Raw genomic sequence first — 11,983 nt, 5'->3', positions numbered from 1 at the left:
GGCGTCAGGGCGGCGGGCGGCGGTGGTCCAGGACTGCCGCGGCCTCCTTGGGCGTCTGTCCAAGGAGGCCGCGGGCCGTGCGCGCCGGGAGGCGTCACGGTGTGGACGCTCGCCGTGGGAGTGCCAGGGCGAGGAGGGCCGTGGCCCCGTAGGCGACCAGGACCCAGGTCATCGCCGCGTCCACCGAACCCGCCGAGAAGAACGCGGTCCCCACGATCGCCGCGCCCAGGGCCCCGCCGAACTGCTGGGCCGTGGAGAAGATGCCGGACGCCCCGCCCGCCAGCTCCGGCGGCGCGGCGGAGAGGACGATCGTGACCAGGGGCACGATCAGCAGGCCGAGGCCCGCTCCGGCGAGGACCAGGCCCGGGACCATCGGCCACGCCCCGGTGTGCGCCGCCTGCGCGCCGTCCATGGCCGCCCACACCCAGCCGAAGCCGGCCGCCATCGCGGCCGCGCCGGTCACCGGGACGAGCCGGCCGAGCCGTTCGGCCAGCGGGTCCGCGGCGGGCGCGGTGAGGAAGCCGCCCGCGGAGAACGCCAGCATCAGCACGCCGGCCTGCAGCGGCGTGTACCCCTGTCCGCCCTGCAGCCAGATCGCGTAGACGAGGAAAAAGCCCTGCATCCCGAGCGCGAACAGCAGTTGCACCGCGAGCCCGTACGAGAAGGCCCGCACCCGGAACACCCGTCCCGGCAGCAGCGTCCCGCGCCGGGCCAGCGCGGCGAGGCCGAGGAGTCCGGTGGCAAGGAGCGCCCAGCCCCAGCCCGGCCAGCCGTACTCCCGGCCCTGCACCAGCGGCAGCACGATCGCGACCAGGGCGGCCGCCAGGACGAGGCTGCCGGGCACGTCGGGCCGGGCGGCGGTGCGCTCGCGGGTCTCCGGGACCACGACGGCCGCGACGATCGCGACGACGACCGCCACCGGCACGTTCACCAGGAAGACGCTGCGCCAGCCGAGCCCGAACAGGTCCGCGTCCGTGAGCACGCCGCCGAGCAGCAGTCCGATCGCCGAGGCGAAGCCGCCGACCGCGCCGTACAGGCCGAAGACCTTGCCGCGCTCGTTGCCCCGGAACAGGCTGTGGAACGAGCCGAGCACCTGCGGCATCAGCACCGCGGCCGCGACGCCCTGCACGGCGCGCGCCGTGATCAGCTGTCCCGGCGACTGCGCGAGGCCGCAGACGAGGCTGGCGAGGCCGAAGCCGACGGTTCCGCCGAGGAAGAGGGCCTTGCGTCCGTACCGGTCGCCCAGGTGTCCGGCGACGATGAGCGTGGCGGCGAAGCCGAGGAGGTACGCGGAGACCGTCCACTGCAGGGCGCTCTCCGAGGCGCCGAGCTCGCGGCCGAGGGAGGGAAGGGCGACGTTGACGATCGTGACGTCGACCAGGTCCATCAGCGCGGCGGTCATCATCACGACGGCCGCGGCCCAGCGTCGCGGGTGGGCGGCCGCTGCGCCGTCCGCTGCCGGGCCTGCGGCGGTTGTGGTGGTCATGGCGGGGCCTCCCGAGGGCGCGAGTTTTATTTCGTTCGACCTAACGAAATAAAATTGGCACACGGCGGCCCGTGATCGCAAGTCTTTCGTTCCACCGAACGAAATATCTGTGAGAGGCTGCTGCCATGAGCGAGCAGACACCCCACCGGGCCGAGGTGATCTCCGCCCTCACCGAGGCCGGCCGCGACTCCAGCGCCGCCGCCGTCGCCTTCCACACCGCGGTCGCGGCGAAGCAGGACCTGGGCGCCACCGAGACCAAGACCCTCGACCTGCTCCAGCGGCACGGCTCGCTGACCGCGAAGGAGCTGGCGGAGTACTCCGGCCTCGCCCCGGCGTCGGTGACCGGGCTCGTCGACCGCCTGGAGCGCAAGGGGTATGTGCGCAGGGTGAAGCACCCGACGGACAAGCGCCGGGTGCTCGTCGAGCCCCGCCCGGAGAAACTGGCCGAGCTCGCCCCGCTGTTCGACGACTGGGCCCGCGAAGTGCACGAACTCTACGAGGAGTTCAGCACGGCGGAGCTGGAGACGGTCACCCGCTTCCTCACCGGCGCGACCGCCCGCCAGCGCGCCGCGACGACCCGGCTGGCCCAGTAGGGGCCACCGCCCCCGCCGCACCGCCCCCGTCACCCCGCCCCGTACACCGCCCCCGGCGTCCGCGCGTCGGCGAGCAGCTTCAGGGTGGCCTCGCCGGCCTCCGCCGGGCTCCAGCGGCCCTCGCGGTGCGCCGTGGGGCCGGCGTGCCAGCCCTCCATGACGGTGATCCGCCCGCCCTCCGCCTCGAAGACGCGCCCCGTCACCCCCGCCGAGGCGGCCGAGCCCAGCCACACCACCAGCGGCGAGACGTCCTCCGGCGCGGCGGCCAGGTCGCCGAAGACCTCCTCGGTCATCCGGGTGCGGGCCGCCGGTGCGATCGCGTTGACCTGGACGCCGTAGCGGGCCAGCTCCGCCGACGCGACCAGCGTCAGGCCGACGATCCCCGCCTTCGCCGCCGCGTAGTTGCCCTGCCCGACGCTGCCCAGCAGGCCCGCCCCCGACGTCGTGTTGACGACCCGCGCGGTCACCTCGCGGCCCGCCTTCGACGCGGCGCGCCAGTACGCCGCCGCGTGCCGCAGGGGCAGGAAGTGGCCCTTCACATGCACCCGCATGACCGCGTCCCAGTCGTCCTCGTCGAGGTTGACCAGCATCCGGTCGCGCAGGAAGCCCGCGTTGTTGACCAGGACGTCCAGGCGTCCGTACGCGTCGACCGCGGTCTCCACCAGGGACGCCGCCCCGTCCGCCGTCGCCACGTCGCCGCCGTGCGCGACGGCCTCGCCGCCCGCGGCGCGGATCTCCCCGACCACCTGCGCGGCCGGGCTGTCCTCCGCGGGCCGCCCGTCGAGGCCGACCCCGAGGTCGTTGACGACCACCTTCGCGCCCTCGGCGGCGAAGGCCAGGGCGTGCGCCCGGCCGAGCCCCCGTCCGGCACCCGTCACGATCACGACACGTCCGTCGCAGAATCCCATCTCAGCTCTCCTTGTTGACAGTTGCGGCGTCCAGGAAGGCCGGACGCTCCCCGCCCCCGTGGACCAGCAGCGAGGCCCCGGAGACGTACGCCGCCCGGTCCGAGGCGAGGAAGACCGCCGCCTCGCCGACGTCGGCGGGCTCGGCGAGCCGGCCCAGCGGGACGGTGCGGGCGACGGCGGCGACCCCGTCCTCGTCCCCGTAGTGCAGCGCGGACAGCTCGGTGCGGACCATGCCGAGGACGAGGGTGTTGACCCGCACCTCCGGCGCCCACTCGACCGCCATGGAGCGCGCCAGGTGCTCCAGGCCGGCCTTGGCCGCCCCGTACGCGGCGGTGCCCGGCGACGGGCGCGCGCCGCTGACGCTGCCGATCATCACGACCGAGCCGCGCGCCGCCCGCAACTGCTCGTACGCGGCCAGCGTGGCGGTCAGCGGCGCGGTCAGGTTGAGCGCGAGGACCCGTGCGTGGCGCTGCGCGCCGCCCTCGCCGAGCAGCCGGTACGGCGCTCCGCCCGCGTTGTTGACGAGCACGTCGAGCCGCCCGTGATCCCGTGCGACGCCGGCGAAGAAGTCCTGTACCGCGTCCTCGTCCCGCAGGTCGACGGGGCGGAACTCCGCCTGCCGGCCCGCCACTTCGACCGGCCCGTCCGGCGGCCTGCGTGCGCAGATCACGACCCGTGCGCCGGCTCGCAGGAACGCCCGGGCGATGCCCGCACCGACGCCTCGTGTGCCGCCGGTGACGACGGCGACCCTCCCGTCCAGCTCCATCGGCTGCTACCTTTCCTGACCAAGCAGTCACCTAACAAATGTTTGGTGGAAAGGTAGCTGATCCGCTCATGGGTGTCTCCACCTCAAGCCCGGACAAGGGCATCGCCCTCGTCACCGTCGACTTCCCGCCCGTCAACGCCCTGCCCGTACGCGGCTGGCACGAACTCGCCGACGCCGTCCGCGCGGCCGGCCGCGATCCGGAGATCCGCTGCGTGGTGCTCGCCGCCGAGGGCCGCGGGTTCAACGCGGGCGTCGACATCAAGGAGATGCAGCGCGAGCACGGCAGCGGCGGGCACGCGGCGCTCATCGGCGCCAACCACGGCTGCGCCGACGCGTTCGCCGCGGTCTACGAGTGCGAGGTCCCGGTCGTCGCCGCGGTGCAGGGCTTCTGCCTCGGCGGCGGGATCGGACTGGCCGGCAACGCCGACGCGATCGTCGCCTCCGACGACGCCACGTTCGGGCTGCCCGAGCTGGACCGGGGCGCCCTCGGCGCGGCGACGCATCTCGCGCGCCTGGTCCCGCAGCACCTCATGCGGGCGCTGTACTACACCTCGCGCACCGCCACGGCCGCCGAGCTGCACGCACACGGCTCGGTCTGGAAGGTCGTGCCGCGCGACGAACTGCGCGACGCCGCCCTGGAGCTGGCGGCCGAGATCGCGCGGAAGGACCCGTACCTGATCCGGCTGGCGAAGGCCGCGATCAACGGCATCGACCCGGTCGACGTGCGCCGCAGCTACCGGTTCGAACAGGGCTTCACCTTCGAGGCCAATCTCAGCGGGGTCGCGGACCGGGTCCGGGACACCTTCGGGAAGGAGCGGCAGGCATGACCGACAAGACCATGACGCCCGAGGACGTGGTGGGGCGGCTGCGCTCCGGCATGACGATCGGGATCGGCGGCTGGGGCTCCCGGCGCAAGCCGATGGCCCTGGTCAGAGCGCTGCTCCGGTCCGAGATCACCGATCTCACGGTGATCTCGTACGGCGGCCCCGACGTCGGCCTGCTCACCGCCGCCGGCCGCGTCCGCACGCTCGTCGCCGCCTTCGTCACCCTCGACTCGATCCCCCTCGAACCGCACTTCCGCGCCGCCCGCGAGCGCGGCGACCTCGCCTTCACCGAGCTCGACGAGGCGATGTTCATGTGGGGCCTGCACGCGGCCGCCAACCGGCTCCCGTTCATGCCGGTCCGCGCCGGACTCGGCTCCGACGTGATGCGGGTCAACCCCGGGCTGCGGACGGTCACCTCGCCGTACCCGGACGACGCCGGCGTGCACGAGGAGTTCGTCGCCGTCCCCGCCCTGCGCATGGACGCCGCGTTCGTCCACCTCAACCGCGCCGACCGGCTCGGCAACGGCCAGTACCTGGGCCCGGACCCGTACTTCGACGACCTGTTCTGCGAGGCCGCCGACACCGCGTACGTCTCCTGCGAGCAGATCGTGGAGACCGCCGAGCTCACCAAGGACGCGCCCCCGCAGTCGCTGCTCGTCGGCCGGCACTCCGTGACCGGCGTCGTCGAAGCCCCGAACGGCGCGCACTTCACCTCCTGCGTGCCCGACTACGGGCGCGACGAGGCGTTCCAGAAGCTGTACGCCACCACCCCCTGGCCCGAGTTCGCCGAACGGTTCCTGTCCGGCGCGAGCGAACACGACTACCAGTCGGCCGTCCAGGCCTGGCACAAGGAGCAGCAGCAGTGATCACCCGCGCGGAATACTGTGTCGTGGCCTGCGCCGAGGCGTGGCGCGGCGACGGCGAGGTGCTGGCGGCCGCGATGGCCCCTGTGTCGTCGTTCGGCGCCCGGCTCGCCAAGCGCAGCTTCGAACCGGACCTGCTGCTCACCGACGGCGAGGCGATGCTGGTCGGCCTCGACGGCTCGGTCGAGGGCTGGCTGCCGTACCGCCGGCATCTGACGATGGTCACGGGCGGCCGCCGGCACGTGATGATGGGCGCGAGCCAGATCGACCGGTTCGGCAACCAGAACATCTCCTGCATCGGCGACTGGGAGCGGCCGGCCCGCCAGCTCCTCGGGGTCCGCGGAGCGCCGGTCAACACCCTGAACAACCCGGTGAGTTACTGGGTCCCGAAGCACTCCCCCCGGGTGTTCGTGGAGCGGGTCGACATGATCAGCGGGGTCGGGTACGACCACGCCGTCGGCCCGTACCACCGCATCCCGCGGGTGGTCAGCGACCTCGGCGTCTTCGACTTCGAGACGCCCGACCGGACGATGCGGCTCGCGTCCCTGCACCCGGGGGTCACGGTCGACGAGGTCCGCGCGGCCACCGGCTTCGAGGTGACGGTCCCGGACGAGGTCCCGTACACCCGCGAGCCGACGGCCGAGGAGCTGCGGCTGATCCGCGAGGTCATCGACCCGAAGGGCCTGCGGGACCGGGAGGTCCGGGTCTGATGGAGACCGCGCTCACGAAGCTGACCGGGGTGCGGCACCCGATCGTCCAGACCGGCATGGGCTGGGTCGCCGGTCCCCGCCTGGTGACGGCCACCGCGGAGGCGGGCGCGCTCGGGATCCTCGCCTCGGCGACGATGACCGTGGAGCAGCTGCGGTCCGCGGTCCGCGAGGTGAAGTCCCGTACGGACAAGCCGTTCGGGGTGAACCTGCGGGCGGACGCGGGGGACGCGCAGGACCGCGTGCGCATCATCGTCGACGAGGGCGTGAAGGTCGCCTCCTTCGCCCTGGCCCCCTCCCGCGAGCTGATCGCCCGGCTGAAGGACGCGGGCGTGGTCGTCGTCCCGTCGATCGGGGCCCGGCGGCACGCCGAGAAGGTCGCGGCGTGGGGCGCGGACGCGGTGATCGTGCAGGGCGGCGAGGGCGGCGGGCACACCGGGGAGGTGGCGACGACGGTCCTGCTGCCGCAGGTCGTCGACGCCGTCGACATCCCGGTGGTCGCGGCCGGCGGCTTCCACGACGGGCGCGGCCTGGTGGCGGCGCTGTCGTACGGCGCCGCGGGCGTGGCGATGGGCACCCGCTTCCTGCTGACCTCCGACTCGACGGTCCCCGACGCCGTGAAGGCCCGGTATCTCGCCGCGACCGTCAAGGACGTGACCGTGACCACCGTCGTGGACGGACTGCCGCACCGGATGCTCCGTACGGAGATGGTGGCGGCGCTCGAACGCGCGGGCCGGGTCCGGGCGCTGGCGCAGGCCGTGCGCCGGGCCGCCGGCTTCCGCAAGGTGTCCGGCCTGTCGTGGACCCGGATGGTCCGCGACGGGCTGGCGATGAAACACGGCAAGGACCTGTCGTGGAGCCAGGTCCTGCTCGCCGCGAACACCCCCATGCTCCTCAAGGCGTCCATGGTCGAGGGCCGCACCGACCTCGGCGTCATGGCGTCCGGCCAGGTCGCCGGCGTGATCGAGGATCTGCCGTCCTGCGCGGAGCTCGTCGACCGCGTCATGGCCGAGGCCGAGCACGTGCTCCGCACCCTGCCATCACCAGGGTGAACCCTCATCCCCCTACGGGAGTTCCGTCATGCCCCTCACCAGACGCGCCCTTCTGGGCTCCGCGGCCGCCACCGCCGTGGCGGCCGTCCTGGCCCCCTCGGCGACGGCCGCGCCCCGCCGCCCCCGCAGCAGCGTCCAGTCCATCCGCCACATCCCGCTGCAGGGCGCGGTCAACGTCCGCGACCTGGGCGGCTACCTCACGTACACCGGCGACCGGGTCCGCAGCGGCCTGGTCTACCGGGCGGACGCCCTCGGCAAGCTCACGGACGCCGACGTGACCACGGTCGCGTCGCTCGGCCTGGAGACCGCCGTGGACTTCCGCATCCCGCTGGAGGTCCAGTACGACGGCGTCGACCGCCTGCCGGCCGGCGTCCGCGCGGTGTCCCGCACGATCACCGACAACGGCCTGTACGGGCAGCTGCTCGCCGCGATCGGCTCCCGCGACCCGGTCCGGCAGGAGGAGATGCTCGGCAACGGCCGGGCGGCCGCGTTCATGAACGAGGTCTACCGCACCTTCGTCACCAGCCCCGCTAACCGCGCCGCCTTCGGCGCGACCCTCCGCGACCTGTCCCGCCCGGGCACGGGCCCGTACCTGTACCACTGCACCTCGGGCAAGGACCGTACGGGCTGGACGAGTTACCTGCTCCTGACGGCCCTGGGCGTCCCGGACCGGTCGGCCGTCTCCGACTACCTGGCCTCCAACACCTTCCGCGCCGCGTACGACGCGAAGGTCCGCGAGGGGCTGAAGCAGGCCGGCCTGATGCAGAACCCGGACCTGATCATCCCCCTGCAGGAGGTCCGCCAGGAGTATCTGAACACCGCACTGGCCGAGGTCCGCACGGCCTACGGCACCCTGTTCCGCTACCTCACGGAGGGCCTCGCACTCGATCTGCCCACCCTGACGGCCCTCGGCAGGCGCCTGACCGTCTGACCGCCGACCGAAGGCGGCCCGCCGTCCCGGGCCGCCGCGGAACCGGCTGCATGCAGCCGGCGGAACCGGCTACAACCTGCGGAAGCAGCTACAACCGCTCGATGATCGTCACATTCGCCTGCCCGCCGCCCTCGCACATGGTCTGGAGGCCGAACCGGCCGCCGGTGCGCTCCAGTTCGTACAGGAGGGTGGTCATCAGCTTCACGCCCGTCGCGCCGAGGGGGTGGCCGAGGGCGATGGCGCCGCCGTTGACGTTCACGCGCTCCGGGTCCGCGCCGGTCTCCTTGAGCCAGGCGAGGACGACGGGGGCGAAGGCCTCGTTGATCTCGACCAGGTCGATGTCGTCGATGGTCATCCCGGTCTTCTTCAGGGCGTGGGCCGTCGCCGGGATCGGGGCGGAGAGCATGCGGATCGGGTCCTCGCCGCGGACCGAGAGGTGGTGGATCCGGGCCCGGGGCGTCAGCCCGTGTTCGCGGACCGCGCGTTCGCTCGCCAGGAGCATCGCCGCCGCGCCGTCCGAGACCTGCGAGGAGCAGGCCGCGGTGATCGTGCCGCCCGGCACGACCGGGGCCAGGCCGGCCATCTTCTCCAGGCTCGTGTCGCGGCGCGGGCCCTCGTCCGCCGTGACGTCCCCGTACGCGACGGTCTCGCGCGCGAAGCGGCCCTCGTCCAGGGCGTTCAGCGCCCGCCGGTGCGAGCGCAGGGCGAACTCCTCCTGGTCGCGCCGGGTGATCCCCCACTTCGCGGCGATCAGCTCCGCGCCGTGGAACTGGTTCACCGGCGCGTCGCCGTACCGGGCCCGCCAGCCCTCGCTGCCCGCGTACGGGCCCTCGGTGAGGCCGAGCGGCTCCGCGGCCTGGCGGGAGGCGAAGGCGATCGGGATCATCGACATGTTCTGCGTGCCGCCGGCCACCACCAGGTCCTGCGTGCCGGAGAGCACGCCCTGCGCGGCGAAGTGCACGGCCTGCTGCGAGGAGCCGCACTGGCGGTCGACGGTGACCCCGGGGACCTCCTCCGGCAGACCGGCCGCCAGCCATGCCGTGCGGGCGATGTCGCCGGCCTGCGGTCCCACGGTGTCGAGGCAGCCGAAGACGACGTCCTCCACCGCTGCCGGGTCGATCCCGCTCCGTTCCACCAGGGCCTTGAGCACATGCGCGCCCAGGTCCGCGGGGTGCGCCTGCGACAGTCCTCCTCGGCGCCGGCCCACCGGGGTCCGTACCGCTTCGACTATGTAGGCCTCGGGCATCGCTCCTCCTTCGTCGTCACATGCGTCGTGCGATCCCGTCCAGGACCATCGACAGGTACTGGCGGGCGATCTCCTCCGGGCTGTGCTGCCCGCCCGGCCGGTACCAGGACGCCGCCACCCACACCGTGTCGCGCACGAAGCGGTAGGTGAGCCGGATGTCCAGGTCCGCCCGGAAGACGTCGGCGGCGACCCCGCGCTCCAGCGTCCCGAGCCACGCCTTCTCGAACTTCTGCTGCGAGTCGGCGAGGTAGTGGAAGCGGGGCTGGGCGCTCAGGTGCCGGGACTCCTTCTGGTAGATGGCGACGGCGGCGCGGTGCCGGTCGATCTCCCGGAAGGACTCGGTGACGAGGGCCTCGATGGTCTCCCTGGGCCCGAGCCCGGCGGCGAGCACGGCGTCGTACCGCTCCCACAGCTCGTTCAGGAAGGTGGAGAGGATCTCGTCGAGCATCGATTCCTTGGAATCGAAGTGGTAGTAGAGGCTGCCGGCGAGCATGCCGGCCGCGTCCGCGATCTTGCGGACGGTGGTGGCGTTGTACCCCTGGGCGGCGAACACCTCGGCCGCCGTGTCCAGGAGTTCACGGCGCCGCTCGGGAGTGGCGGTCACCTGGGTCTTCTTCTTGTTCGGCACGCTCCCATTGTCGTCGCTCCCGCCCCTAGGCCCGCTGGCTGCTGACCGACACGGTCTCGCCGGTCATGTACGAGGAGTAGCCGCTGGCCAGGAAGACGATCACGTTGGCGATCTCCCACGGCTCGGCGTACCGGCCGAAGGCCTCCCGCTCGGTGAGTTCGGCGAGCAGCTCCTCGGAGGTGACCTTCACCAGGTGCGGGTGCATGGCGAGGCTCGGCGAGACCGCGTTGACGCGGACGCCGTACGCGGCGGCCTCGATCGCCGCGCACCGGGTCAGCGCCATCACGCCGGCCTTGGCGGCGGCGTAGTGGGCCTGGCCGGCCTGGGCGCGCCAGCCGACGACGGAGGCGTTGTTGACGACGACCCCGCCGCCGCCGGAGTCCTTGAAGTGCCTCAGCGCCGCCCTCGTGCAGCGGAAGGTGCCGTTGAGGGTGACGTCGAGGACCCGGGTCCACTGCTCGTCGGTCATGTCGACGAGGGCGGCGGTGCCGCCGAGGCCGGCGTTGTTGACGACGACGTCGAGCCGGCCGTGCAGCCGTACCGCCTCCGCGAACAGCGCCGTCACCTGCTCCTCGTCGGTGACGTCGCAGGGGAGGGACGAGACGTGCTCCGCGCCGAACTCCTCCGCCAGCGCCTGCTCCGTCTCCTTCAGGCGGCGGGGGTGGGCGTCGCTGACGAGGACCCGCGCGCCCTCCTCCAGGAACTTCCGGGCGGTGGCCCCGCCGATGCCGGCGCCTGCGGCGGCCGTGATGACGGCGGTACGGCCGTCGAGCAGGGCGTGCCCCGGTACGTACGGCGGGACTGCGGTCATGCGCGGGCCTCCTTCGGCAGGCCGAGCACCCGCTCGGCGATGATGTTCCGCTGGATCTCGCTGGATCCGGCGTAGACGGTGTCGGCGCGGGAGAAGAGGAACAGCCGCTGCCAGTCGTCGAGTTCGTACGGCTCCCCGGCGGCGAGCAGGGACGCGGCGCCGCGCACGTCCAGGGCGAGTTCGCCGAGGTCGCGGTGCCAGTGCGACCAGGCGAGTTTGGCGGTGGAGGCGTCGACGTCGCCGCGCAGGGCGGTGGCGCGCAGGGTCTCCAGGCCGATCCAGGAGCGGACGAGCCGGTCGCGCAGTAGCGGATCGGCGGCGGCGCCGGTGCGCCGGGCCAGTTCCGCGAGGCCCTCCCACTCGCGGCGGAAGCCGACCTGCTGGCCGAGGGTGGAGACGCCGCGCTCGTAGCCGAGGGTGGCCATGGCGATCCGCCAGCCGTCGCCGGGCGCGCCGACGACGTGGGAGGCGGCGGTGCGCGCGCCGTCGAAGTACACCTCGTTGAACTCGCTGGTGCCGGTCAGCTGGACGATCGGCCGGATCTCGACGCCGGGCTGGTCGAGGGGGACGAGCAGGTACGACAGTCCGGAGTGCCGGCGCGTGCCGGGCGCCTCGGTGCGGGCGACGACGAAGCACCACTGGGACTCATGGGCGAGCGAGGTCCAGGTCTTCTGGCCGGTGATCACCCACTCGTCGCCCTCGCGCACCGCGCGGGTGCGCAGGCCCGCGAGGTCGGAGCCGGCGTCCGGTTCGCTGTAGCCCTGGCACCAGAGTTCCTCGACGGCCCGGATCGGGGGCAGGAAGCGGGCCTTCTGCTCCTCGGTGCCGTGTTCGATCAGGGTCGGGCCGAGGAGCTGTTCGCCGATGTGGTTGACGCGGGCGGGGGCGTCGGCGAGGGCGTACTCCTCGTGGAAGGCGATCTGCTGCTCGATGCTCGCGCCGCGTCCGCCGTACCGCTCCGGCCAGCCGACGCAGGTCCAGCCGTGGGCGGCCATGTGGCGCTCCCAGGCCAGGCGTCCGGCGAAGGCCTCGTGCTCGCGGCCGGGTCCGCCGCGGCCCTTCAGGGCGGCGAAGTCGCCGGTGAGCCGGGTCCTCAGCCAGTCGCGGACCTCGGTGCGGAACTCCTCGACGGTGCTCATGGCCGTACGTTAACCTACCAAACACTTGT

The 11,983-nt window shown here is 73.3% G+C and carries 13 protein-coding genes; 6 read left to right on the top strand and 7 right to left on the bottom strand.

All coding sequences use genetic code 11. The features are described 5' to 3' along the window. Window positions 1-94: 94 nt before the first annotated feature. Complete coding sequence (locus ACGFMM_RS16670; RefSeq protein ID WP_393647057.1) at window positions 95-1,486, bottom strand: MFS transporter; 1,392 nt, start codon at window positions 1,484-1,486, stop codon at window positions 95-97. 125 nt (window positions 1,487-1,611) lie between these two features. Between ACGFMM_RS16670 and ACGFMM_RS16665 the strand changes: the two genes are divergently transcribed. Then, window positions 1,612-2,079, top strand: coding sequence for a MarR family winged helix-turn-helix transcriptional regulator (locus ACGFMM_RS16665; RefSeq protein WP_393647056.1), 468 nt, complete (start codon window positions 1,612-1,614; stop codon window positions 2,077-2,079). 29 nt (window positions 2,080-2,108) lie between these two features. On the opposite strand, the gene ACGFMM_RS16660 is transcribed toward ACGFMM_RS16665, so the two are convergent. Both ACGFMM_RS16660 and ACGFMM_RS16655 read right to left on the bottom strand, forming a co-directional pair. Continuing rightward, window positions 2,109-2,987, bottom strand: coding sequence for an SDR family oxidoreductase (locus ACGFMM_RS16660; RefSeq protein ID WP_393647055.1), 879 nt, complete (start codon window positions 2,985-2,987; stop codon window positions 2,109-2,111). A 1-nt stretch (window position 2,988) separates the two neighbouring features. After that, window positions 2,989-3,753, bottom strand: coding sequence for an SDR family oxidoreductase (locus ACGFMM_RS16655; RefSeq protein ID WP_393647054.1), 765 nt, complete (start codon window positions 3,751-3,753; stop codon window positions 2,989-2,991). 68 nt (window positions 3,754-3,821) lie between these two features. Between ACGFMM_RS16655 and ACGFMM_RS16650 the strand changes: the two genes are divergently transcribed. Genes ACGFMM_RS16650 through ACGFMM_RS16630 form a run of 5 tightly spaced genes read left to right on the top strand, consistent with a single transcriptional unit; the run spans window position 3,822 to window position 8,130 of the window. Further along, on the top strand, window positions 3,822-4,580 hold the full coding sequence (locus ACGFMM_RS16650) for an enoyl-CoA hydratase family protein (RefSeq protein ID WP_393647053.1): 759 nt from the start codon (window positions 3,822-3,824) through the stop codon (window positions 4,578-4,580). Further along, window positions 4,577-5,443, top strand: coding sequence for a CoA transferase subunit A (locus ACGFMM_RS16645; protein WP_393647052.1), 867 nt, complete (start codon window positions 4,577-4,579; stop codon window positions 5,441-5,443). Before ACGFMM_RS16650 ends, ACGFMM_RS16645 begins: the two co-directional genes overlap by 4 nt. Then, the gene (locus tag ACGFMM_RS16640) at window positions 5,440-6,150 is read left to right on the top strand and encodes a CoA-transferase subunit beta (protein WP_393647051.1); all 711 of its coding nucleotides are present in this window, start codon (window positions 5,440-5,442) and stop codon (window positions 6,148-6,150) included. The genes ACGFMM_RS16645 and ACGFMM_RS16640 overlap by 4 nt, the downstream gene beginning before the upstream one ends. Further along, the gene (locus tag ACGFMM_RS16635; RefSeq protein WP_393647050.1) at window positions 6,150-7,199 is read left to right on the top strand and encodes an NAD(P)H-dependent flavin oxidoreductase; all 1,050 of its coding nucleotides are present in this window, start codon (window positions 6,150-6,152) and stop codon (window positions 7,197-7,199) included. The genes ACGFMM_RS16640 and ACGFMM_RS16635 overlap by 1 nt, the downstream gene beginning before the upstream one ends. 28 nt (window positions 7,200-7,227) lie before the next feature. Continuing rightward, a complete protein-coding gene (locus tag ACGFMM_RS16630; RefSeq protein ID WP_393647049.1) occupies window positions 7,228-8,130 on the top strand; it encodes a tyrosine-protein phosphatase in 903 nt (300 codons plus the stop codon). Window positions 8,131-8,218: 88 nt separating this feature from the next. Here ACGFMM_RS16630 and ACGFMM_RS16625 read toward each other — a convergent pair whose 3' ends face one another. From ACGFMM_RS16625 to ACGFMM_RS16610, 4 genes are read right to left on the bottom strand one after another with little or no spacing between them, the layout of a single operon-like run. Beyond that, complete coding sequence (locus ACGFMM_RS16625; RefSeq protein WP_393647048.1) at window positions 8,219-9,376, bottom strand: acetyl-CoA C-acetyltransferase; 1,158 nt, start codon at window positions 9,374-9,376, stop codon at window positions 8,219-8,221. Between the two features lie 16 nt (window positions 9,377-9,392). Continuing rightward, on the bottom strand, window positions 9,393-10,004 hold the full coding sequence (locus ACGFMM_RS16620) for a TetR/AcrR family transcriptional regulator (RefSeq protein WP_393647047.1): 612 nt from the start codon (window positions 10,002-10,004) through the stop codon (window positions 9,393-9,395). Between the two features lie 25 nt (window positions 10,005-10,029). Beyond that, a complete protein-coding gene (locus tag ACGFMM_RS16615; protein WP_393647046.1) occupies window positions 10,030-10,815 on the bottom strand; it encodes an SDR family oxidoreductase in 786 nt (261 codons plus the stop codon). Then, entirely contained in the window at window positions 10,812-11,954 is a 1,143-nt protein-coding gene (locus ACGFMM_RS16610) for an acyl-CoA dehydrogenase family protein (RefSeq protein ID WP_393647045.1), read from the bottom strand. Before ACGFMM_RS16610 ends, ACGFMM_RS16615 begins: the two co-directional genes overlap by 4 nt. Window positions 11,955-11,983 lie beyond the last annotated feature (29 nt).

The organism is Streptomyces sp. NPDC048604 (assembly GCF_043199435.1).
Taxonomy (GTDB): domain Bacteria; phylum Actinomycetota; class Actinomycetes; order Streptomycetales; family Streptomycetaceae; genus Streptomyces.
This window is presented reverse-complemented; position numbering and strand designations above follow the sequence as displayed.

What these genes read in the sequence shown, in the direction of transcription:
- ACGFMM_RS16670 (WP_393647057.1), bottom strand. Translation starts at nt 1,486, where the DNA reads ATGACCACCACAACCGCCGCAGGCCCGGCAGCGGACGGCGCAGCGGCC.
- ACGFMM_RS16665 (WP_393647056.1), top strand. Translation starts at nt 1,612, where the DNA reads ATGAGCGAGCAGACACCCCACCGGGCCGAGGTGATCTCCGCCCTCACC.
- ACGFMM_RS16660 (WP_393647055.1), bottom strand. Translation starts at nt 2,987, where the DNA reads ATGGGATTCTGCGACGGACGTGTCGTGATCGTGACGGGTGCCGGACGG.
- ACGFMM_RS16655 (WP_393647054.1), bottom strand. Translation starts at nt 3,753, where the DNA reads ATGGAGCTGGACGGGAGGGTCGCCGTCGTCACCGGCGGCACACGAGGC.
- ACGFMM_RS16650 (WP_393647053.1), top strand. Translation starts at nt 3,822, where the DNA reads ATGGGTGTCTCCACCTCAAGCCCGGACAAGGGCATCGCCCTCGTCACC.
- ACGFMM_RS16645 (WP_393647052.1), top strand. Translation starts at nt 4,577, where the DNA reads ATGACCGACAAGACCATGACGCCCGAGGACGTGGTGGGGCGGCTGCGC.
- ACGFMM_RS16635 (WP_393647050.1), top strand. Translation starts at nt 6,150, where the DNA reads ATGGAGACCGCGCTCACGAAGCTGACCGGGGTGCGGCACCCGATCGTC.
- ACGFMM_RS16630 (WP_393647049.1), top strand. Translation starts at nt 7,228, where the DNA reads ATGCCCCTCACCAGACGCGCCCTTCTGGGCTCCGCGGCCGCCACCGCC.
- ACGFMM_RS16625 (WP_393647048.1), bottom strand. Translation starts at nt 9,376, where the DNA reads ATGCCCGAGGCCTACATAGTCGAAGCGGTACGGACCCCGGTGGGCCGG.
- ACGFMM_RS16615 (WP_393647046.1), bottom strand. Translation starts at nt 10,815, where the DNA reads ATGACCGCAGTCCCGCCGTACGTACCGGGGCACGCCCTGCTCGACGGC.
- ACGFMM_RS16610 (WP_393647045.1), bottom strand. Translation starts at nt 11,954, where the DNA reads ATGAGCACCGTCGAGGAGTTCCGCACCGAGGTCCGCGACTGGCTGAGG.